The following is a 22,024-nucleotide window of genomic DNA, read 5'->3' as shown; positions in this document are numbered from 1 at the left end:
GGCTACTCCGCGGCTTCGACGAAGCGGTGACGTTCGTAAAGGAACTTCAGCACAGCTTCGCGGGATTTCAGATAGGTTCGGTCAGATGCCAGCGCGATACGGTCACGCGGGCGGGGGATCGGCACATCGAGCACTTCGCCGATTTTTGCGGCAGGGCCGTTGGTCATCATCACGATGCGGTCGGAGAGCAGCACGGCTTCGTCCACGTCATGAGTGATCATGATCATGGTATTCCCGAGCCGAGCATGGATCTCCATCACGGCATCCTGCAGATGGGCGCGGGTCAGAGCATCGAGCGCGCCAAAAGGCTCGTCGAGCAGCAGGATTTTGGGCTCCATGGCCAGCGCCCGGGCGATACCGACGCGTTGTTTCATGCCGCCGGAAATTTCCGAAGGCCGTTTGTCCTTGGCATGGCCCATCTGCACGAGGTCGAGATTGCGCATGACCCAGTCATGCTTTTCAGCCTTGGTCTTCTTGCCGGCAAATACTTTGGAGACGGCCAGGTTGACGTTTTCATAGACCGTCAGCCAGGGCAGCAGCGAATGGTTCTGGAACACCACGGCCCGCTCCGGTCCCGGAGCGTTGACTTCCTGGTTTTCCAAGAGCACGGCGCCTGACGAGACCCGGGTCAGACCGGCAATCAGGTTGAGCAGCGTGGACTTGCCACAGCCGGAATGGCCGATGATCGAGACGAACTCGCCCTTGTCGATGGTGAGCGATACATCCTTCAGCACATCGGTCTTGACGCCGCCGCGCTCGAAGCTTTTGTCGATATGGTCGATTTTCAGGTAAGCATTCATGGCCATCAACCTCAATTTTTCGCGGTGCCACGGGTGATGACGCTGCCCAGCAGTGCCACCAGCTTGTCGAGAATGAAGCCGGTGACGCCGATATAGGCGAGGGCCACGATGATGTCTGACAGGCGCGACGAGTTCCACGCATCCCAGATGAAGAAGCCGATGCCAACGCCGCCGGTCAGCATCTCAGCCGCAACGATCGCCAGCCACGAGAGGCCGACGCCGATGCGAAGTCCGGTGAAGATGTAAGGCGCTGCAGCCGGAACCATGATGCGGATAAAGAATTCGAGCGGGTTGAGACGCAGAACCCGGGCGATATTGCGATAATCGTCGGGAATATTGCGCACGCCGACGGCTGTGTTGATGATCACGGGCCAGATTGAGGTGATGAAGATCACGAAGATTGCCGAGGGGTTGGAGTTCTGGAAGGCAGCGAGCGATAGCGGCAGCCAGGCCAGCGGCGGCACGGTGCGCAAAATCTGGAAGATCGGGTCGAGACCCCGCATCGCCCAGACGCTCTGGCCGACGATGGCGCCGAGACAGACGCCGGCAATGGCGGCAAGGCCAAAGCCGATCGCCACCCGCTCCAGCGACACCAGCACCCGCAGCGCCAGCCCGATATCCTGAGGACCGTTGTTGAAGAAGGGCGCGGTGATCAGGTCGTGCGCCTCGCTCCACACCTGGCTCGGCGGTGGCAGAGTGGCGCCGGGATGCGAACAGGCGATCTGCCAGATGCCGAGCAGGATGGCGAGCACCACCAGCGGCGGCACGACATTGCGCAGGATGTTCAAGCCGATACGGCTGACGTTGAAGGTGGGAGCGGGGCGGCGGGCAAGCGATACGACCTTACCCCCGGTGGCCGGCAGCAATGCCGAGGCTGCGGCCTCAGTGTTGGTCTTGCGCAGAGTGGCGGACATTGGGTTTCTCCTCTTCTGCCGGTTCACGCCGTCGCCTTGATGGCAAGGCTGTCGAGATAGGCTTTCGGATTTTCAGGATCGAAGACCTTGCCGTCGAAAAAGGTCTCCTTGCCACGCGAGGTGGAGGTCGGAATATCGGCAGCGGCCACTGACAGCTCCTTGGCGGCAGCGCGCCAGATGTCTTCGCGGTTGACCTTGTCCACCAGCGTTTTCATGTCGGAATCGGCGGCGAACTTGCCCCAGCGCATATTTTCCGTGAGGAACCAGAGGTCATGGCTCTTGAAGGGATAGGAAGCGTGATCCTGCCAGAATTTCATCTGCAGGCCGGTATTTTCGACGAGGCGGCCATTGCCGTAATTGATCGTGCCCTTCAGGCGGCCGAGCACGTCTTTCGGCGGCACGTTGAACCATTGGCGCTTGCCGAGAATGTCGGCCATTTCGGCCTTGTTCTCCATCTTGTCGCACCACATCTGCGCTTCCATGATCGCCATAACAAGCGCCTTGGTGGCGTTGGGGTTCTTCTCGACCCAATCGGCGCGCATGGAAAACGCCTTCTCCGGATGACCCTTCCAAAGCTCGCCGGTGGTGCAGGCGGTAAAGCCGATGCCCTGGTTCACGAGCTGCTCGTTCCAAGGCTCGCCGACGCAAAAGGCGTCCATGGTGCCGACTTTCATGTTGGCAACCATCTGCGGCGGCGGCACGACGATGGTGGACACGTCCTTATCCGGATCGATGCCGCCTGCTGCCAGCCAGTAGCGGAGCCACAGATCATGGGTGCCGCCAGGGAAGGTCATGGCAACCTTGACCTCGCCGGCCTTGGCTTTCTTCTCGGCAAAGGCTTCCTTCAGCTTGCCGGCATCGAGCGCCACGCCCGTCGAGGCATATTCCTTGGCAACCGAAATGCCCTGGCTGTCGAGATTGAGGCGGGAGAGGATCGCCATCGGCACCGGTACATTGTTCTGCGTCACCTTGCCGGTCTGCATCAGGTAGGGCATCGGCGTCAGGATATGGGCGCCATCGATGCCGTTTGCCGCGCCGCCGAGCACCAGATTGTCGCGTGTCGCGCCCCACGATGCCTGCTTCGCCACCTCGACGCCGGTCATGCCATATTTTGCAAACAGGCCCTTTTCCTGGGCAATGATCAGCGGAGCAGCATCCGTCAGGGCGATGTAGCCCAGCTTTGCTGCGTTGACTTCCGGTGCCGCGGTGGCAGCCATCGCGCCGGAAGGCAGCAGAGCCCGGGCCGCGGCAAGCGTTGCGACGGTGCCGGTGGCTTTGAGAAGCGAGCGGCGGTTGAGGCCTTTGGTGATGATGCTGGGCATGGCGTGGCTCCTGTCGGTGCGGGCAAGGGACAAAACGCAAAAAGACGCCGCAAAGTGTTTCGTGCGGACCGGGAGGTGTCCGCTCAAAAAACCTTGCGACGTCGATGTCTCATGGAAGCGCAGAGAGCTGCGCTATTTCTGTGCGATCGCCGTTGACCGCCTGCAGATACTGAAGCAAGCGTCGTGCCAGTTAGTGGGGTGGGTCGGATATTTTTGCCGATTTCGACGAAATATATGCATTAGATCATTGAAAAGAATATATAAAAATAACGTAGACCAATCCGCAGCTGTTTGGGGCATCGGGAGCGAGCCGGCCATGGACCACGTTCCTGTGCTTCAAAATTTGTCTATTTATTGGTCGCTGCTCATTTAGGCGGCGAGAGTCGTGACCGAAATGCAATCAGATGTCGTCTGATCCTGCCGGCACTTCAGGCTCAGCACGCACGGGAAATCCGGCTACATAAGCGGCGATATCCGCGGGGTCGAAAATCATGCCGTCAATGAACCTGTCTCGCTCCATAGCACCTTCGACGCGCAGATCATCCGCAGCGAGCGTGTCGGGAAGGCCAAGCGCTGCGCGGTAGATGTCCGGCCGGAAAGCGGACGACGCCTTTGCCACCACCTCCGCGTCAAACCGCGTCTGCCCCCATCGGATCATCTGGCTGTAGATCCACAGTGCCTGGCTCGGTCGCGGGTAATTGGCTTGATCGGTGTGAAAGCGGAAATAATGGTCGACCACCCGCTGGTTGCCCTTGGCATCGAGATGGAAGACGCCATCAAGCACATGGCGGATGATGTCGCCGGGTGCCCCAATGTAGCGTGCTGAGGACAGGGCCTCGGTCAGGGCGTCGCGATTGCCGGGTTGGTCGCACCAGCGAGCGGCTTCGTCGAGCGCGGTGATTAGCCTGATAACCGTGTCCTGATTGCTCTCGGCCCAATCTGGCCGCATGCCCAGCACCTTTTCCGGGGCCGATGGCCAGATATCCTGTTTGGCGGCAACGATACGTCCGACACCGCGCTCGGAAGCCACCATGTTCCAGGGCGCGCCGACGCAAAAACCATCGATTGCACCGGCGGCCAGCGCATCCGAAGTCAGCGGTGGCGGCACCACAACAAGACGGACATCCCGGTCAGGATCGATACCGCCGGCGGCCAACCAATACCGAAACTCGTAATTATGCGAGGAAAACGGATAGGTCATGCCGAAGGTCGGCATCGGCTCGCCGGCACTGCGCATAGTCGAAAGAACTGCGGCCAGCGCCTTTGCATTGGCGAGGGCGTCGGAGCCGGCGGCAATCAGCCCGGTGTCTTCCATGCGCTGAAACAGCCGCACCGACAGCGTGATCGCGTTGCCGCCCTGGCCGAGCGAAAAGGGCGTGATGGTCGGCGAAGGGTTTGAGCCAAGCCCGAGCATGGAGGCAACCGGCATCGGCGACAGCATATGGGCAATATCGAACTGCTGGAACGCTAGCCGGTCGCGGACATTGGCCCAGGACACATCCTTGACCAGATCGATCGCCAAGCCCTGACGTGCGGCAAAGCCGAATTCGACGGCAGCGATCAGCACGGAGGCGTCGACGAGCGGAATGAAACCGGCGCGCAGATGCTTTGCTTCCATGCGGGTCGTCTGCGGCGCTGAAAGCGGTACTGTCTGACTGGTCTTCTGTGTGGCGGCCTCGGTCATGATCTGGCGTCCTCACATCAAAAGGCTTGCGGCAGTGACGACGCTCTGGGCGATCTCTGCCATTTTCTTTTTTTCGTTCATGGCACTCTGGCGCAGCAGCGCAAAAGCCTCTTCTTCTGAAAGCCCGCGCAGCTTCATCAGAATGCCCTTGGCTCGCTCGATGACTTTGCGTTCTTCGAGCGCGGTGCGCGCTTCCGTCAATTCCCGTTGCAGCCGGTCAAAGGCGCGAAAGCGGATGACGGCCATATCGAGAATCGGCTTGACCCGCTCCTTGCGCAGCCCGTCGACGATATAGGCGGAGACGCCGGCATCGACTGCTGCGGCAATCGACTCTGTATCTGCCCGGTCGACGAACATGGCGATCGGCCGGCTGACGCTGCGGCTGAGTTGAAACAGGTGTTCCAGCATATCCCGGTTCGGGCTCTCGAGATCGATGATGATCACGTCGGGCGCCAGTGTCTCGATGCTGCGAGCAATGCCATGCACTTCATTGATAATCGTGACATGCAGATGCCCTGCCTCCCGCAGGCCTTCCTCGATAATCGAGGCGCGGATGGCATTTTCATCGATGACAAGAATGGTCAGATCGCTATGGGTCACGCATCAGGCTTACCGCACTGCGAAAAGCTTGACAATTCCATTGCCGATGCGCGCAAGGGCAATTTGTTCTGCGAGCGTCGGCGCCATTTTTCGATCATCACGATTTTGCGCGCTGTCAGGTTTTTGTTGGTCATCATAATTTATTCTTGGCTAGATAAGCCAATGCGGAGGCTTGACGCTCGCTGTGGTTTCCATATGTCAATGGGGAACACCGGGGAGGGTGCATGGTTGTGGCAGTGCCGGATACCATGGATGGCCAAAAGGAGAGGTTGGGTTCGATCTGATGCGATGTGCTTTGTTTCAAGATACCAAAATTGCTGCATGGGCCGCAGCCTGCCTGACTGTCGCTACATTAAGCTTTTTGCCTGCGACAGCGCATGCGTCGGACTGCAGCAGCGGTCCGGTAAGCAAAGTGGACTGGTCGGAATGCCGCAAGCGCCAATTGATGCTGGGCGGTAGCGACTTAAGCGGAGCAAATCTTTATGACGCCGATGTGAGTTTTACGGACCTTGGTAATTCCAGTCTGAAAGGTGCCAACCTTGAAAAGGCGACGTTGATTCGCGCATCTCTCGCAAACACCAATGCCGATGGCGCCAAATTCGACCGCATCGAATCCTACCGCGCGGAAATGTCGAACCTGTCGGCGGTGGACGCCAGTTTCGTGTCGGCGGAAATGCAAAGGGTCAATCTCGGCGGCGCCAATCTTGCCGGTGCCGATTTTACCAAGGCCGAGCTCAGCCGTGTCAACTTTGAAAAATCGATCCTGATGGGAGCGAAATTCTCTCTCGCGAATCTATCGCGAGCAAGCCTCGTTGGCGCCCGCCTAGACGGGGGCGTGGATTTCGACGATGCCTTCCTGTTTCGCACGCGGATCGAAGGCGCGGATCTCTCCACGGCCACAGGCTTGAAGCAGGAACAGGTGAATTTGGCTTGCGGTGACGCCAAAACAAAGCTGCCGACGGGCCTGACCAATCCGGCGGATTGGCCATGCCCGGCCGATTGATGCGTTAAAGCATCAGCGCAAAATCGGCTCGCCGTGGAAGCGGCGCTTGGATGGTTTGGAGACGCCAAAGCCGACTTCCATCATCAGCCGAGGCCGTGCCGTTGGCACTGTTCCCATATGAAACCCAAAGGGATCTTCGACGAAACCGGAACCGGCCGGTCCTGTCAGCGTAACCCTGCTGTCCTTGCCATAATAGTCCAGCACATCCTCGGCGGGATGACCGACCAGAAGGGTCAGCTGGTGCTTCAGCCGCCGGCGGCGATGGCTCCCCTTCACGAAGACATGCGGCCCGGTTCCCTCATCGACACTGTTGATGTTGAAGAAGAATTTCAACATGCGCCAATCGTCGAGGTCGAAATGGAATTTGTCGAGGGAGGCCATGCTGCGGTCCTGCTCGGTGGCGGCTGTCGGAAAGCTCCACCAGACCCGCGTCGTGATGAGTTGCGCCTGGGCACCCAGATAGGATTTGGCGACATCGGTCAGCAACGGATCACGCTGGACGGCGCGAACCGCCTCACAATCTAGGCTGCGCTCAAACAAATGCCCGCTTAGGATGGTGCGACCAAAAGTTTTTTCGGCCTCGCCATGGTCGCCGGCTTTGAATTCCAGCTTTCGGCTGAAATTTCCAAACACGGGTGTCGAAAGGGCATGGTCTAAGATCGCCTCGTGAATCGGTTGCGGCAACTGCAGGCCGGTGAAAATTCCATCGTTGCGAAGCGCGCTGGTCGCTGTGGTGCTGTCAGCGGCGAACATGCTGCTTTCGGCACGCGGCATCGGCTTATGCTTGCGCGCTGTGAGCCAATGCAGATTACGGCCCGGCAGGGTCCTCGCCAGCATAAACATCGGCAACCAGGCCGGATTCTCTTTGACATCGGCTATGTAGGTGGGAATTCGTACCGCGATGCGGCGAAAAGCGCTCCCCTTGCGGGCAACAGATTCAAGGTCTTGCACGTTCGATCCAATCGTCTGCATAGCTTCCAGCTCCTGGCCACGGTGTTTGATATAAAACTTATTGATAATATTCCTATTTATTATATAACAATTTCAGTCGGGAAATATGGCGAAAACGAGACGATGTCGCTATTTCAGTTATTTACTGCTTCTTTTGCGACAAAGAGCAAATTGGCTTTGTCAAAAAAATCTAGGAAAACCTGCCGCTCTTTGGTGTAAATAAGGTCGCCTTGTCACAGGAACATGAACAGCCATGCCTTGCGTATCGACCGATCTCCGCAACCTCATGCGAATGACCATAGCACATTTAGCGGCGTTGACTGCAGTCACGGCAATTCTGTTTTCCGCCGTTCCCGCGCTGTCTGCCGATTGGCAGCCGCTCGAGAAAATTGCGCCCTATTCGATTGAGGGAAAAACCGGCCCGCAGCTCTACCAGTCCATTGGCGAGAAGGGGCCGGTTATCGGCACGGGTAAGTCGATGCATGTTATTGCGCACACCACGTTCAAGCTGACATGGACGCGGAAATATTTGCCGCAGCAGGATGGCGCTTGCGTGCTGGAGACCGCCGTGCCGAAGCTGACTGTCGTCTACACGCTGCCGCGCCCATCGGCATCGCTGCCAAGTCCGGTGCGGGAGAATTGGGCGAAATTCATTGCCGGTATCGAGACCCACGAACGGGGCCACGGCCGGCATATCATCGATATGGTCAAGGAGATCGAGGCTGCGAGCGTTGGCCTAAGGGTAGCCGATGACCCCGGCTGCAAGAAGATCCGAACCACCTTGACCGAGAAGCTGGGTGAAATCTCAGACCGTAAACGGGAGCGAGACCGGGTGTTCGAGCAGTCGGAAATGGCGCCGGGCGGGCCGATCCAGCAATTGATCCTGGCTCTGGTCAATGGTGGGTGAGGGTGAAGGGTGAACCGTTACTCGCTCTCCGCTGCGGCAAAGTTTTTAGCCTCTTTCAGCAGCCACTGTGAAAATGCCGCACGAGGTCGCGACGTCTGCCTGTTATCTGGTGCGACGAGATAGTAGCTGCTCTGGCTTTTGACGGTGTGATGGGAGGCCAGCACTAATTGCCCGCTTTCAAGCTCCGGGCCGATCAGAAACAGCGGCATCAATGCGATGCCGAGGCCGGCGATGCAGGCTTGTGCGACATTCATGAATTGCTCGAAACTCATGGCGGCATGGGGCGTTGCCTCAATCCCGGCGCTGGCAAACCAGTGCTCCCATGCAAAGGGCCGCGATTTCATCTGGATCAGCGGAAAGCTCGCAAGATCGGCGTCAGACAGGATTTTGTTAGCAGCCAGGAAGGCAGGGCTGCAAACCGGGGCTACGGTTTCATCCATTAAGAAGGTGCAGGAGGCGCGCGGCCAATTCGGCTTGCCGATATGAATGGCGGCGTCGAGTTGCTCGACATCGAAGTCGAACTGGCCGATGCGGGTCGCGAAATTCAGATTGATATGCGGATGCGCGGCAACGAAGCTGGAAATGCGCGGCAGAAGCCAGCGCGTTCCGAACGTAGGCAATATCGCGATATTCAGCGCGTTGTCCTTGGCGCCCGTGATGGCCTCCAGCGATGCATCTTGGATTAGAGTCAGCGCCGCCTGGATCGACTTGTGAAAATTTTCGCCTCGTTGCGTCGGGATCACGCCGCGACCGTTGCGCAGGAATAGCTGCGTGCCCAGCTGCTCTTCGAGCGACTGGATCTGTCGGCTGATCGCACCCTGGGTCAGGTTCAGTTCGTTGGCGGCAGCCGAAAAGCTGCCGAGCCGCGCCACGGCATCGAGCGTGACGAGGGCGCTGGTAGACGGCAGGAGGCGGCGAGGAATGAGCTTCATCAGATATGACTATAACTCATATCCGGTTTCGTAAACATGGTTTTGCAAACACGCGTCGATCTGCGACAGTAGCGCCAATCTGATTTTGACGCGAGGATGCCATGAGCTTTGCCTGGAACGACCCTTTTCTGCTTGAAGACCAGTTAAGCGAAGAAGAGCGGATGATCCGCGATGCCGCCGCCGCTTTCTCCGAGGCGGAATTGGCGCCCCGCGTAGCCGACATGTATCTCAACGAAACGACCGAACGCGGCCTGTTTCCGCTGATGGGCAAGGCCGGTCTGCTCGGGGTGACGCTGCCGGAAAAATACGGCGCAGCCGGCGCCAATTACGTTAGCTACGGCCTGGTGGCGCGGGAAGTTGAGCGGGTCGATTCCGGTTTTCGCTCGATGATGAGCGTGCAGTCCTCGCTGGTTATCTATCCTATCTTTGCCTATGGCTCGGAAGAGCAGAAGGACAAGTATCTGCCGGGTCTGGTGTCCGGCGAGCTCATCGGCTGCTTCGGCCTGACCGAGCCGGATGCCGGCTCCGATCCGGGCGGGATGAAGACCCGCGCTGAGAAGATCGAAGGCGGCTACCGGCTGCGCGGCTCGAAGATGTGGATTTCCAACGCGCCGATCGCCGATGTCTTCGTGGTCTGGGCGAAGTCGGAAGCTCATGGCGGCGAGATCCGCGGCTTCGTGCTGGAGAAGGGGATGAAGGGCCTGTCGGCGCCGAAGATCGGCGGCAAGCTGTCGCTGCGCGCTTCGATCACGGGTGAAATCGTCATGGACAGTGTCGAAGTTGGCGAGGATGCGCTGCTGCCTGGCGTGTCAGGCCTGAAGGGCCCGTTCGGCTGCCTCAACCGGGCACGTTACGGCATTTCCTGGGGCGTACTCGGCGCTGCCGAGGATTGCTGGCTGCGGGCGCGCCAATACGGTCTCGACCGGCACCAGTTCGGCAAGCCGCTGGCCGGCATGCAGCTGTTCCAGAAGAAGCTCGCGGACATGCAGACGGAAATCTCCCTTGGCCTCCAGGCCTCGCTGCGGGTCGGGCGTTTGATGGACGAGCACAAGATGGCGCCGGAGATGATCTCGATCGTCAAGCGCAACAATTGCGGGAAGGCGCTCGATATCGCCCGCATGGCCCGCGACATGCATGGCGGCAACGGCATCCAGATCGAATATCACGTCATGCGCCACGCGCAGAACCTGGAAACGGTCAATACCTACGAAGGCACCCATGATGTGCACGCGCTGATTCTTGGCCGCGCCCAGACCGGTATCCAGGCATTTTTCTGAGGTTTTACCCATGTCCAATGCGCCGCTGCACGGCCTGAAGGTCATTGAACTCGCACGGATTCTGGCCGGTCCCTGGATCGGCCAGACGCTGGCCGATCTCGGCGCCGATGTGATCAAGGTGGAAAGCCCGCAAGGCGACGATACCCGCACCTGGGGGCCTCCCTTCATTGATGATGGCGTTGAAAAGGCTGCGGCCTATTTCCATGCCTGCAATCGCGGCAAACGCTCGATTGCCGCCGATTTTACCCGGGCCGAGGATATCGAGATCGTCAAGGCGCTGATCGCGTCGGCGGATGTGGTGATCGAGAATTTCAAGGTCGGCGGGCTCGCCAAATATGGGCTCGACTACGATAGCCTGAAGGAGATCAACCCGCGCCTGATCTATTGCTCGGTTACCGGCTTCGGACAGGATGGACCTTACGCCCAACGCGCTGGCTATGACTTCATGATCCAGGGCATGAGCGGCATCATGGACCTCACAGGCGAGCCAGATGGCGCGCCGCAGAAGATCGGCGTCGCCTTTGCCGATATCTTCACCGGTCTTTACGGCGTTGTCGCCATCCAGGCGGCTTTGGCGCAGCGGGAGAAGACAGGCAGGGGCCAAGCCATAGACATGGCGCTGTTCGATTGCATGGGCGCTGTGCTCGCCAATCAGGCGATGAATTATGCCGCGTCGGGCGTGGTGCCGAAGCGCATGGGCAATGCCCATCCCAATATCGCGCCCTATCAGACCTTTCCGGTCTCGGACGGCCACATCATCATAGCCTGCGGCAACGATGGGCAGTTCGTGCGTCTCTGTGACCTGCTCGGTCTTTCTCCCCTGGCGCAGACGCCGGAATTTGCCACCAATTCCGCCCGGGTTGCCCATCGCGACCAGCTGACGACGGTTATGGAGGACCGGACGCGGCAGTTCTCCAGAGACGATCTGCTGCAGAAGCTCGAGGCAGCAACGGTGCCAGCCGGGCCGATCAACACCGTCGCCGATCTCTTCGCCGATCCGCAGTTTGCGTTCCGGGAGATGAAGATCACACCGGATGGCGTGCCTGGGCTTCGCACGCCGATCCGTTTTTCCGAAGCGGAACTCGCGACAGAGCGGCGCGCGCCACGTCTGGACGAGCATCGGCAGGATATCCTTGCCGAGATTGGCAAGCGAGCCTGAGTAGAACGGTTATGTTTTTCTGCCTATCGGCGGGAAAACTGCCGTCTTGCCTCTCAGGTCCCCATGAATAAGGTCTCGGCCTATCGCAACCTTATTTGGATCGCCTCATGAAATCTCTCTTCCTTGCCCTGACGGTGACAGCAGCTCTCGCGTCGCCTGTTTTGGTATCACCGGCTTTCGCCCAGGAGGCTGTGACCGCCGCAGCCGATACCGACGCACTGTTCACCAGCACCGATCCTGTGCTGAACCGCAACAAGCAGGCCGCCTATCATATCTTCAAGGATCTGCTGGAAGCCGGCCATTGGGAGCTAGCTGATCAATATCTCACCACTCGCTACATCCAGCACAATCCCAATGCCGTCTCCGGCATCCAGGGCGTGGTCGACTATTTCACCAAGGTGCTGAAGCAGACGCAGAAGCCTATTCCTGAAAAGATGGCTGCCAAGGTGGTTGCTGTCGTCGCCGAAGGTGATCTCGTCACGGTCGCCACCGTCCGCGACGTCAAAGACCCCAAGGATCCTACAAAGACCTATACGACAACCTGGTTCGACATGTGGCGGTTCGTCGACGGCAAGGCGGACGAGCACTGGGATGGCGCACTGAAACCATAACAACTGGGGGATATCTCCAGTTTTGCCGTGATGTTTGCCGATGTCGAGCCTATTGTGCCGCCTGATTTGAAAGGGCGCGCATGTGACGACATTCCGGCAAAAGCGGTTCAGGGATATCGGCGGGCCAGTCGGCCATTATCCGACCGGCCCGCTCAACGCGATGACAGATGTGGCGGGCGTGACAGTCGGCCATATTACCTTGATCGAGGGCGAGCGAACACGCACCGGCGCGACTGCCATTCTGCCTCATGGCGGCAATCTCTTTCAGGACAAGGTGCCGGCCGGCTTTGCGGTGTTCAACGGCTTCGGTAAGTTTGCCGGCAGCACGCAGATCAGCGAACTCGGCGAACTCGAAACGCCTATCGTGCTCACCAATACGCTGGCCGTCGGCCGTGCCATTGAGGCCGTCAATCGCTATACGCTGGCCCAACCCGGTGACGAGCGCGTGACATCGATCAATGCCGTGGTCGGCGAAACCAATGACGGTCGTCTCAATGACATCAGGGCCGCGCGTCCAGACACGGCGGAGATTGAGGCCGCGATCGATTCTGCTAGGCCAGGGCCGGTGGCGGAGGGAGCCGTCGGAGCTGGCACCGGAACCGTCGCCTTCGGCCTCAAGGGCGGCATCGGCACGAGTTCGCGGCAGATCAGCGTCAGTGGCACGGTCTATACAATAGGTGTTTTGGTCCAATCCAATTACGGCGGCCATCTGACACTTGCCGGACAGGCCTATGATACGAAAGCGCTGCACGACAAGGACGGCTCGATCGTCATGGTGGTTGCGACCGATGCGCCGCTCTGTTCCCGCAATCTGAAGCGGCTTGCCGAACGCTGCTTTGGCGGTCTTGCCCGCACAGGTGCGGCGCTCAGCAACGGGTCGGGCGATTATGCGCTCGCCTTTTCGACGGCGGAAAGCGTCAGGCTAACGCCGGCGCGCCGCAAAGGGCTGATGACCGTCGAATATCTCGCCAATGACGTCGTTTCGCCGCTTTTCGAAGCCGTTATCGAGGCAACGGAGGAGGCGATCCTCAATTCGCTGACCATGGGCTTGCCGATGACGGGGTATAATTGCACAACGGGCAAACCGTCTTCAGTTCAAGCCATTCATCTCGACGCCATCCGTCGGCCCTCACGACCAGATGACGGACTCGACCTGCGATAATCGGCTGAGGTCGTCGCTGTTGTAATCGTCGCCTGTCTTTTTGTCGCTTGTCTCTTCGGGAGGTCTGATTTCAGCTTCCCGGCTCATTCCAGGAGTTCGCATGTCCAGCCCCTCTCTTCGCACCGTTTATCTCAACGGCGCCTTCCTGCCCGAAAACGAAGCCCATATCTCGATTTTCGATCGTGGGTTCCTGTTCGGCGATGGCATCTATGAGGTGACGGCGGTGCTGGATGGCAAGCTGATCGACAGCGCCTTGCATATGGCGCGGCTGGAGCGCAGCGTCGGCGAAATCGGCGGCCGGCTGCCGGTCACCACGGACGAGATCGTCGCTGCCGAACGGCGGCTGATCGCGGATAACAATCTGCGGGAAGGCATGATCTATCTGCAATATACCCGCGGTGCCGAAGACCGTAACTTCCTCTATTCCGAAGATCTCGCGCCGACTCTGCTGATGTTTACCCAGGCAAAGTCGCTGGATCAGGGAAGCGTGATGGAAAAGGGCCTGAAGGTAAAGACTGTGCCCGACCAGCGCTGGGAGCGGCGCGATATCAAGAGCGTCTGCCTGCTGCCGCAGGTGCTGGCCAAGCGCGCCGCAAAGGCTGCCGGCTGCGACGAGGCCTGGATGATCGAAGACGGGATGATCACCGAAGGTGCGTCGTCGACCGCTTATATCGTCACGGCCGACAACAAGATCATTACCCGGGCCAACAGCAATGCGACACTGCCCGGCTGCACCCGCGCGGCGTTGCTGCAGCTGGCCGAAGAGCATGGCTTGACCATCGAGCAGCGGCCCTTCAGCCTGGAAGAGGCGTTGAACGCCCGTGAAGCCGCGCTTACCAGCGCCTCTAACTTCATCGTGCCGATCACTGTCATTGATGGCAAGCCTGTCGGAGACGGCAAGCCAGGTCCGGTCGTGACCCGCCTGCGGGCACTCTACATGGAAAACGCCCGCAAGACGGCCATTTAAATTCTAGAGCATCGTGCCGAAAATCGGAATCGGCACGATGCTCTAACTTTTTGTTTGCGCATCGGAGTTTTCCGAAAACCGGTTCCCACTTTTCGGCCGGTGCTCTATCGCGCCCGGTGATATTCGATCATCCGGGCGCGGGCCAGCACCAGTTCAACCCTGCCGTCATCAAGCCGGTTCAGGCAGATGCGCTTGGTCCAGGGACCGTCGCGCAAGGTAAAGAGGAAGCGTCCGCCACCCAGGCTGTGCAATGGCATGGCGGGGCGAGTCGGGCCGATGCCCATGATCAGCTGTCCGTCGTGGATATCGAACCGCGCACCTTCATGCGATTGCCAGCTGCCTGACAGATCCTCAGGCACACCTTCGTCCCGCGCTGGCCGATAGCGGCGCGGTGCATGGCCGACGTCACCAACGATGTCGTCGCCCTCCATCCGCAGCCTGATGGGCGATGTCGATGAGCGCGACGAGACCCATCCCTCACCATCATCATAGGCGGTGTCTTCCGCGTCGAGCGAAATAATGCTCGCACCTTTTACCTCTATCCAGTTCGGGCCGCTGTCTTCGACATAAAGCCCGTCGCGCAGCGCCCTCGATAGACGCGGCAGCGGCAGATCGAGCAGGGCCACCATCGCCGCCTGCGCAATCTTGGCGCCATTGGTGTCCTCGCGATTGGAGACGACGGCAAAGCCAACTCCGGTTTCGGGATCGAGCAGGAAATACGTCTTGTAGCCGGGATGCGATCCGCCATGGCCGATAAAAACCTTGTCGCCGAACTTCGTCTGGGCCAGTCCAAGCCCGTAGCCGCTTTCCCGCCCATCGGCGAGCAGGCGCGGTCCGCTCATCTCTTGCAGCCGGCCGGCAAGTCGACCATCACCCTTCAGGAGTGCCTGGAGCCATAAGGCCAGCGAACGGACGCTACCGGTCATGCTGCCGGAGGCCGAAATATGCAGACCGGCGGCGGCAAGCTGCCATTTCGCGTCGTCATGCCAATAGCCGGGGACAAGTCCAGCGACGACGTCGTTCCAGACGTCGGGTGCATCGAAGATTGCGCCCGCTTCCTGGCCCGCCGAGCGGATATAGTCGCGGAAATAGATCCCCTGCCGCTCAAGAGCAGCCTCGACCAGCCGGTAGCCGGTATTGGAATAGGAAACCTCCGTGCCTGCGGCGAAATTCAGCCGCGTCTGCCGGCTGAGAAAATCCAGCAAAGCGTCCTTCCTGGTTTCCGAGTAGACGGAAAACCCGAGCAGGCTCAGCATTTCTCTGACATCCGGCAGACCGCCGCTCATATCGAGTGCCCGGCCCACCGACACGCTGGCGAGTGGCTCTCGCAACTCGGGCAGATGCTCCCCGAGCCGGTCATCAAGGCGGATCCGATCGGGATGAGACAAGACCAGGGTGCAAAAGGCATGCTTGGTGACAGAGGCATAGCGCACAACCGTCTCTTCGGTGAAAGGAGTCCGGCTGCTGAGATCGGCAAGCCCACCGCAGGCGGTAAACCGGAACGCGTCTTTGTCAAAGCCGATCACCGCGCCGCCGGGGGTGACGGCCTGGGCGCCATGTCCCCAATCGGCCAGCATTGCTTCGATGGTGGCTTGCGCCTTATCCCAATTCATCATCTTTCATCCATTCTTCAGCTCTGCCGCGACATGCGCTGTGAGATATGCCCGGTGCCTGCATTGCCGCTGTTGAACGACAGCCCGGCGGAATGATAGCGTTATCTTTGCGCCCAAGGTTGGACTGGCAAAGACATCTGTCTGCTTCGCCGAGGTCGGGGCGCATCATAAGGGGTCAGCGTCTCGGTGCGGCGATGATGGGTGGCATTTGCGGTCGGGATATGTCAAGCCATTGACCTGTATCGACATTCACCAGACCGCGACGGCCGGTATAGAAGATAAGGAAGAGCGATGATGACGGCCACTCCGGTTTTTGATGGTCACAATGACGTTTTATTGCGGCTGAGGCGGTCGGGCCGGCCAGATCCGGTCACGGATTTTCTGGAAGGCGGGCAACCCGGCCATATCGACCTGCCGAAAGCACGCGAGGGTGGGCTTGCCGGCGGGCTTTGCGCCATTTTCATTCCATCGCCACACCATACTCCCGATGCCAATGGTGACTTTATCGCGCCGGCCCAACAGGATGCCTTGAGCGAAACGCTCGCCATGGCCAGGCTGCTGTTCGACATCGAGGCGAAGTCGCAAGGCGGCCTCAAAGTCTGCCGCAGCGGCGCGGATCTTCGCCATAGCATCGAAAACAATGTGTTTGCCGCTGTCTTTCATATCGAGGGTATCGAGGCGGTCGCTACAAATCTCGACGCACTTTACGTGCTGCATCAGGCCGGCCTGCGCTCGCTCGGTCCCGTCTGGAGCCGGCCCAATGCTTTTGCGCATGGTGTGCCATTTCGCTTTCCCTCGTCACCGGATATCGGGCCGGGGCTGACGCCTGCGGGATCAGACCTCGTGCGCGCTTGCAACGAGCTGAAGATCATGATCGATCTTTCGCATATGAACGAAAGAGGCTTCTGGGACATCGCCAGCCTGTCCAAGGCGCCGCTTGTCGCCTCCCATTCCAACGTGCATGCCCTTTGCCCTCATAGCCGCAATCTCACCGACCGGCAGCTGGATGCGATCCGTGACGCGGGTGGTCTCGTCGGCATCAATTTCGGGGTTATTTTCCTGCGCCAGGATGGCCAACGCAACGTCGATACGCCGCTTGATGTGCTGCTCGACCATATCGACTACATCGTGAACCGCATCGGCCTCGATCATGTCGCGCTTGGCTCCGATTTCGACGGCACCACCATTCCGGCAGCACTTAAAGACGCGACCGGCCTGCCGCGAATCGTTGAGGGGCTTGTCGGTCGTGGCTATGACGCGGAGGCTGTTGCCAAGATCTGCCACGGCAATTGGGTATCCGTTCTCGAGCGGACCTGGGGCCTGTAACGCAGGTCTTTACCCACTTGAACACTGCATTGACGTCGGCGTCTATTTGGCGTTAGACTCCAATCATTCACCAGGGGTGTCCCGCAAGGGGCTGAGATTCCGCTAGGCTTAAAAGCAGCGCGGTGACCCGTTGAACCTGATCCAGTTCATACTGGCGTAGGGACGGTGCAAGCGCTGTTATTCCATGCCCGCGATGGGTTTGGTGAAAGCGTCTTTCCATCATTCCGGCTGTCATGACTGGGTCTCCAACCTGAACACTTGGAGCCTCAAAAATGAATATCGCCCCGCAGTTTCCGACACCCGAAGTCACCACGGGCCCGTTGCCCGCTTCTACGAAAATCCACATTCCCGGTGAATTGCATCCCGAGATCCGTGTGCCCATGCGCCAGATCGCGCTGCACCCAACATCCGGCGAGCCACCGGTGAATGTCTACGATTCCTCCGGCCCTTACACCGATCCCAAAGCCACCATTGCCATTGATCAGGGCCTGCCGCGCATTCGTAGCCAATGGATCACCGCGCGCGGCAATGTGGAAGCTTATGATGGCCGCCATGTGAAGCCAGAAGATAACGGCTTTGCCACAGGCGAAAAGCTGACGCCGGAATTTCCGGTGCGCCACCAGCCTCTGAAGGCTAAGGACGGCAAGGCCGTAACCCAGCTTGCTTACGCCCGTGCAGGTATCATTACGCCAGAGATGGAATTCATTGCCATCCGCGAAAACATTGGCCGCAAAGCCGCGAAAGAAGCGCTGATCCGTGATGGCGAAAGCTTTGGTGCCGCCATTCCAGATTATGTGACGCCCGAATTTGTGCGGCAGGAAGTGGCCATGGGCCGCGCCATCATTCCGGCCAATATCAACCATCCGGAAGCTGAGCCAATGATTATTGGCCGGAATTTTCTGGTCAAGATCAACGCCAATATTGGCAATTCTGCTGTCACGTCGTCCATGGCCGAAGAAGTGGAAAAAATGGTCTGGGCCATCCGCTGGGGTGGCGATACGGTGATGGACCTGTCCACTGGCCGCAACATCCACAATATCCGCGATTGGATCATCCGCAATTCGCCAGTGCCGATTGGCACGGTGCCGCTCTATCAGGCGCTGGAAAAAGTCCACGGCATTGCCGAAAACCTCACATGGGAAGTCTTCCGCGATACGCTGATTGAGCAGGCCGAGCAGGGCGTGGATTATTTCACCATCCATGCCGGGGTGCGGCTGTCCTATATCCATCTCACCGTCAACCGTGTCACCGGCATTGTCTCGCGCGGCGGCTCCATTATGGCCAAGTGGTGTCTGCATCATCACAAGGAAAGCTTCCTCTACGAGCATTTTGATGAGATCTGCGACATCTGCCGCGCTTACGATGTGTCGTTTTCGCTCGGCGATGGCCTTCGCCCCGGCTCGATTGCCGACGCTAATGATGCCGCACAATTTGCCGAGCTGGAAACGCTGGGCGAGCTGACCAAGATCGCATGGGCCAAGGATTGTCAGGTGATGATTGAAGGCCCCGGCCATGTGCCAATGCACAAGATCAAGGCCAACATGGACAAGCAATTGGCTGTGTGCGGCGAAGCGCCCTTCTACACGCTTGGACCACTCACCACCGACATCGCTCCCGGCTATGACCATATCACCTCGGGCATTGGTGCCGCGATGATCGGCTGGTTTGGCACGGCCATGCTTTGTTATGTCACGCCGAAGGAGCATCTTGGCCTGCCGGATCGCAATGACGTCAAGGTCGGCGTGATTACTTACAAGATCGCTGCCCACGCCGCTGACCTCGCCAAGGGCCATCCGGCCGCACAGGTGCGGGACGATGCGCTGAGCCGCGCCCGTTTCGAATTCCGCTGGGAAGATCAGTTCAACCTATCGCTCGACCCGGACACGGCCCGCTCTTTCCACGACGAGACCTTGCCGAAAGACGCCCACAAGGTTGCGCATTTCTGCTCCATGTGCGGCCCGAAATTTTGCTCGATGAAAATCTCGCACGACATTCGCGCCGAAGCTCAGAAGGAAGGACTTGAGGCCATGGCCGCGAAATACCGCGAGGGCGGCGATCTCTATATGCCGGTTTCCAATCCGGGAGAGTGATATGCCTGTTCTGATCAAGGGGGCCGGCGTTGCCGGCCTCGCGTTGGCCTTTGAACTCACCCGGCGCGGCATCTCCGTTGCCGTGCATGACGTGAAGCCGCAGATCGGGCAGGGGGCGTCACACTATGCCGGCGGCATGTTCGCACCTTATTGTGAGCGCGAGGCTGCAGAAGAGCTGGTGCTGACGCTCGGCCTTACTGCAGCCGACTGGTGGGAAGACGCTTTGCCCGGCTCGGTGACCCGCGCCGGAACCCTGGTTCTCGCCCCGACCCGCGACCTGCAGGATCTCAACCGCTTTGCCAGCCGCACGCGTGGCCACCGCTGGCTCGATGCCGATGAGATCAGCGCCTTGGAGCCTGATCTCGCCGGCAGGTTCCGCAAGGGACTGTTTTTCGCGGATGAAGCCCATCTTGATCCGCGCCAGGCACTCGCCGGGCTCCACCGTGCTCTCGTTGAGCAAGGTGTCGCGTTCCATCTCGGTCCTGATACCGAGCCGGACCGCCATTCTTTTGATCAAGTTATTGACTGCACCGGCTCGGCCGCTATCGGCCGCATCGACACGCTTCGCGGCGTGCGCGGCGAGATGATCTACCTGCACAGCCCCGACATTCGGCTGCACCGGCCGATCCGCCTGCTGCATCCGCGCCATCCGATCTACATCGTCCCACGCGACAACAATATCTTCATGGTCGGCGCGACGATGATCGAGGCCGAAGATGGCGGCCCGATCAGTGCCCGCTCGCTGATGGAATTTCTCAATGCCGCCTATACGCTCAACAGCGCCTTTGGCGAAGCGCGGGTGATTGAGACCGGTGTCGGCATCCGCCCCGCCTTCGCCGACAATCTGCCACGGGTGCTCGACAACAGCGATGGTTTGGCCATCGCCGGCATGCATCGCCACGGTTTTCTGCTGGCGCCGGCCATGGCCCGCCAGGCTGCCGACCGCATTCAAATTGCCTTGGCTGGCGCACAAAGAAAGAGGGCGAGCTGATGCAGTTGATTGTTAATGGCGAAGCGCTGGAAAGTCCGGCTAAGACGCTGTCGGCTCTGCTCACCACCCTCGAGTATGAAGGTGAGTGGCTGGCCACGGCTGTGAATGGCGATCTCATTCACGCTGAAGACCGTTTGGATTGCTCGCTCAAAGACGGTGATAGGATCGAAATCCTTTCGCCCATGCAGGGAGGCTGACATGCTGACACTCTATGGCGTAGACCTATCCTCGCGTTTGTTGCTGGGTACGGCCCGCTATCCGTCTCCTGCCATTCTGGCAGAGGCCGTGCGACGGTCGAAAACCGAAATTGTGACCGTCTCCCTTCGGCGTGAAACCGCAGGCGGCAAGTCCGGCGGCGCCTTTTTTGAACTGATCCGCGATCTCGGCGTGCGCGTTCTGCCGAATACCGCCGGATGCCAAAGCGTCAAGGAGGCCGTGCTGACGGCCAATATGGCGCGGGAGGTGTTTCGAACCAACTGGATCAAGCTGGAATTGATCGGCCATCAAGACACGTTACAGCCCGACGTCTTTCAGCTGGTCGAAGCCGCCCGCATTCTGGCCGAAGATGGTTTCGAGGTCTTTCCTTATACCACAGACGATCTGGTGGTGGGCGAGCGGCTTTTGAATGCCGGCTGTCAATTGCTGATGCCCTGGTGCGCGCCAATCGGCAGCGCTATGGGACCGCAAAATATCCCGGGCCTGCGGGCCATGCGTGCCGAATTTCCTGAGGTGCCGCTGATCGTCGATGCAGGCATCGGCCGCCCCTCCCACGCAACGGCAGTGATGGAGCTTGGTTTTGATGCCGTGTTGCTCAATACGGCTGTCGCCGCCGCTGCCGACCCGGCCAGCATGGCCGAGGCCTTCGCAGGCGCCATCGAAGCCGGCCATATCGGCTATCTCTCCGGTCTGCTGGAACCGCGTGACATGGCCGTGCCATCCACTCCTGTTATCGGCAAAGGCGTATTTGCATGACACTCGATCCCTTCTACCTGATCGTCGACAGCGCAGACTGGATCGAACGTTTGGTCCCTCTTGGCGTCAAACTCGTGCAGTTGCGCATGAAGGATGTATCGGAGGCCGATTTGCGCTGCCATATCCGGCAGGGGAGGGAGGTCTGTCAGGCCCATGGCTGCCAGCTGATCATCAACGACTATTGGAAACCCGCCTTGGACGAGGGATGCGACTTCGTCCATCTCGGTCAGGAAGATTTGGTCGATGCAGATTTGAAAGCCATCCGGGCCGGCAATATGCGTCTCGGCCTCTCCACTCATGATGAAGCTGAACTGGAGACGGCACTGGCTGCGCAACCGGACTATGTTGCTCTAGGTCCTGTCTGGCCGACCATTCTCAAGCAGATGAAATGGGCACCCCAAGGCTTGGAAAGGCTTGCCGCTTGGAAAGCGCGTATCGGCGCTATCCCGCTCGTGGCTATCGGCGGGGTCACTGTCGAGCGTCTGGATGGGGTCTTCGCCGATGGAGCAAACAGTGCGGCAGTGGTGACGGACATTACCCGCAATGAAAATCCGGAAAATCGCACCAAACAATGGCTGGAAAAGACCTCTGCCTGGAGGAAAAGCTGACGCGGGGGCAGTCCAACTGGCTTCCGGCAAAAAGTTCCTTCGATATTCTGATTTAACATCAATGACTTACGAAAAACGTCATAAAACTTACAAAATGGGTTTGACATGATGAGGGTGTGGGCTTAGAACCCGGCT

21 protein-coding genes and 1 riboswitch are annotated in these 22,024 nt (G+C 59.3%); of the genes, 13 read left to right on the top strand and 8 right to left on the bottom strand.

The genetic code is table 11. From position 1 onward, the window contains the following. Window positions 1-2: 2 nt before the first annotated feature. From BJF91_RS07435 to BJF91_RS07410, 5 genes are all read right to left on the bottom strand, one after another. Window positions 3-800: an ABC transporter ATP-binding protein gene (locus BJF91_RS07435; protein WP_075614509.1), complete on the bottom strand. Its 798-nt coding sequence runs from the start codon at window positions 798-800 to the stop codon at window positions 3-5. Window positions 801-811: 11 nt separating this feature from the next. After that, the gene (ntrB, locus tag BJF91_RS07430; RefSeq protein WP_075613875.1) at window positions 812-1,714 is read right to left on the bottom strand and encodes a nitrate ABC transporter permease; all 903 of its coding nucleotides are present in this window, start codon (window positions 1,712-1,714) and stop codon (window positions 812-814) included. A gap of 23 nt (window positions 1,715-1,737) precedes the next feature. After that, entirely contained in the window at window positions 1,738-3,036 is a 1,299-nt protein-coding gene (locus BJF91_RS07425; protein WP_075613874.1) for a CmpA/NrtA family ABC transporter substrate-binding protein, read from the bottom strand. 400 nt (window positions 3,037-3,436) lie between these two features. Further along, window positions 3,437-4,720 carry a CmpA/NrtA family ABC transporter substrate-binding protein gene (locus tag BJF91_RS07415; protein WP_075613872.1) on the bottom strand — a complete coding sequence of 428 codons (1,284 nt, stop codon included), beginning with the start codon at window positions 4,718-4,720 and terminating at the stop codon, window positions 3,437-3,439. A gap of 12 nt (window positions 4,721-4,732) precedes the next feature. After that, complete coding sequence (locus BJF91_RS07410; RefSeq protein WP_075613871.1) at window positions 4,733-5,320, bottom strand: ANTAR domain-containing response regulator; 588 nt, start codon at window positions 5,318-5,320, stop codon at window positions 4,733-4,735. A gap of 283 nt (window positions 5,321-5,603) precedes the next feature. Here BJF91_RS07410 and BJF91_RS07405 point away from each other — a divergent pair, with 283 nt between their 5' ends. Then, window positions 5,604-6,323, top strand: coding sequence for a pentapeptide repeat-containing protein (locus BJF91_RS07405; protein WP_075613870.1), 720 nt, complete (start codon window positions 5,604-5,606; stop codon window positions 6,321-6,323). A 12-nt stretch (window positions 6,324-6,335) separates the two neighbouring features. On the opposite strand, the gene BJF91_RS07400 is transcribed toward BJF91_RS07405, so the two are convergent. After that, entirely contained in the window at window positions 6,336-7,295 is a 960-nt protein-coding gene (locus tag BJF91_RS07400) for a phytanoyl-CoA dioxygenase family protein (RefSeq protein ID WP_075613869.1), read from the bottom strand. A gap of 271 nt (window positions 7,296-7,566) precedes the next feature. On the opposite strand from BJF91_RS07400, the gene BJF91_RS07395 reads away from it, so the two are divergent. After that, window positions 7,567-8,181: a DUF922 domain-containing Zn-dependent protease gene (locus BJF91_RS07395; protein WP_075614508.1), complete on the top strand. Its 615-nt coding sequence runs from the start codon at window positions 7,567-7,569 to the stop codon at window positions 8,179-8,181. A 17-nt stretch (window positions 8,182-8,198) separates the two neighbouring features. Here BJF91_RS07395 and BJF91_RS07390 read toward each other — a convergent pair whose 3' ends face one another. Continuing rightward, window positions 8,199-9,113 (bottom strand): LysR family transcriptional regulator, encoded by a 915-nt coding sequence (locus BJF91_RS07390; protein ID WP_075613868.1) that lies wholly within the window; start codon window positions 9,111-9,113, stop codon window positions 8,199-8,201. Window positions 9,114-9,214: 101 nt separating this feature from the next. Here BJF91_RS07390 and BJF91_RS07385 point away from each other — a divergent pair, with 101 nt between their 5' ends. The 5 genes from BJF91_RS07385 to BJF91_RS07365 all read left to right on the top strand — a co-directional run bounded on the left by BJF91_RS07385 (window position 9,215) and on the right by BJF91_RS07365 (window position 14,289). Further along, entirely contained in the window at window positions 9,215-10,390 is a 1,176-nt protein-coding gene (locus tag BJF91_RS07385) for an acyl-CoA dehydrogenase (RefSeq protein ID WP_075613867.1), read from the top strand. Window positions 10,391-10,400: 10 nt separating this feature from the next. Further along, window positions 10,401-11,549 carry a CaiB/BaiF CoA transferase family protein gene (locus BJF91_RS07380; protein ID WP_075613866.1) on the top strand — a complete coding sequence of 383 codons (1,149 nt, stop codon included), beginning with the start codon at window positions 10,401-10,403 and terminating at the stop codon, window positions 11,547-11,549. A gap of 107 nt (window positions 11,550-11,656) precedes the next feature. Continuing rightward, window positions 11,657-12,160 (top strand): nuclear transport factor 2 family protein, encoded by a 504-nt coding sequence (locus BJF91_RS07375; RefSeq protein WP_075613865.1) that lies wholly within the window; start codon window positions 11,657-11,659, stop codon window positions 12,158-12,160. Window positions 12,161-12,242: 82 nt separating this feature from the next. Continuing rightward, entirely contained in the window at window positions 12,243-13,322 is a 1,080-nt protein-coding gene (locus BJF91_RS07370) for a DmpA family aminopeptidase (RefSeq protein ID WP_075613864.1), read from the top strand. Window positions 13,323-13,422: 100 nt separating this feature from the next. Further along, window positions 13,423-14,289, top strand: coding sequence for a D-amino-acid transaminase (locus tag BJF91_RS07365; protein WP_075613863.1), 867 nt, complete (start codon window positions 13,423-13,425; stop codon window positions 14,287-14,289). A gap of 104 nt (window positions 14,290-14,393) precedes the next feature. Here BJF91_RS07365 and BJF91_RS07360 read toward each other — a convergent pair whose 3' ends face one another. Beyond that, on the bottom strand, window positions 14,394-15,905 hold the full coding sequence (locus BJF91_RS07360; RefSeq protein WP_075613862.1) for a serine hydrolase domain-containing protein: 1,512 nt from the start codon (window positions 15,903-15,905) through the stop codon (window positions 14,394-14,396). A gap of 288 nt (window positions 15,906-16,193) precedes the next feature. On the opposite strand from BJF91_RS07360, the gene BJF91_RS07355 reads away from it, so the two are divergent. The 6 genes from BJF91_RS07355 (at window position 16,194) to BJF91_RS07330 (ending at window position 21,889) form a co-directional block, all read left to right on the top strand. Then, entirely contained in the window at window positions 16,194-17,228 is a 1,035-nt protein-coding gene (locus BJF91_RS07355) for a dipeptidase (protein WP_407639867.1), read from the top strand. A gap of 62 nt (window positions 17,229-17,290) precedes the next feature. Beyond that, window positions 17,291-17,409: riboswitch (TPP riboswitch) on the top strand. A gap of 91 nt (window positions 17,410-17,500) precedes the next feature. Further along, window positions 17,501-19,318, top strand: coding sequence for a phosphomethylpyrimidine synthase ThiC (gene thiC / locus BJF91_RS07350; protein ID WP_075613861.1), 1,818 nt, complete (start codon window positions 17,501-17,503; stop codon window positions 19,316-19,318). A gap of 1 nt (window position 19,319) precedes the next feature. Continuing rightward, on the top strand, window positions 19,320-20,309 hold the full coding sequence (thiO, locus tag BJF91_RS07345; protein WP_075613860.1) for a glycine oxidase ThiO: 990 nt from the start codon (window positions 19,320-19,322) through the stop codon (window positions 20,307-20,309). Further along, window positions 20,309-20,506 (top strand): sulfur carrier protein ThiS, encoded by a 198-nt coding sequence (thiS, locus tag BJF91_RS07340; RefSeq protein ID WP_075613859.1) that lies wholly within the window; start codon window positions 20,309-20,311, stop codon window positions 20,504-20,506. Before thiO ends, thiS begins: the two co-directional genes overlap by 1 nt. Window position 20,507: 1 nt before the next feature. Further along, the gene (locus BJF91_RS07335) at window positions 20,508-21,281 is read left to right on the top strand and encodes a thiazole synthase (protein WP_075613858.1); all 774 of its coding nucleotides are present in this window, start codon (window positions 20,508-20,510) and stop codon (window positions 21,279-21,281) included. After that, complete coding sequence (locus BJF91_RS07330) at window positions 21,278-21,889, top strand: thiamine phosphate synthase (RefSeq protein ID WP_075613857.1); 612 nt, start codon at window positions 21,278-21,280, stop codon at window positions 21,887-21,889. The genes BJF91_RS07335 and BJF91_RS07330 overlap by 4 nt, the downstream gene beginning before the upstream one ends. The last annotated feature ends 135 nt before the right edge of the window (window positions 21,890-22,024 follow it).

The organism is Gillisella taibaishanensis, from assembly GCF_001938985.1.
GTDB lineage: Bacteria > Pseudomonadota > Alphaproteobacteria > Rhizobiales > Rhizobiaceae > Allorhizobium > Allorhizobium taibaishanense.
Note: the sequence above shows the minus strand (reverse complement) of the source record. Positions and strands in the feature narration are given on the sequence as shown.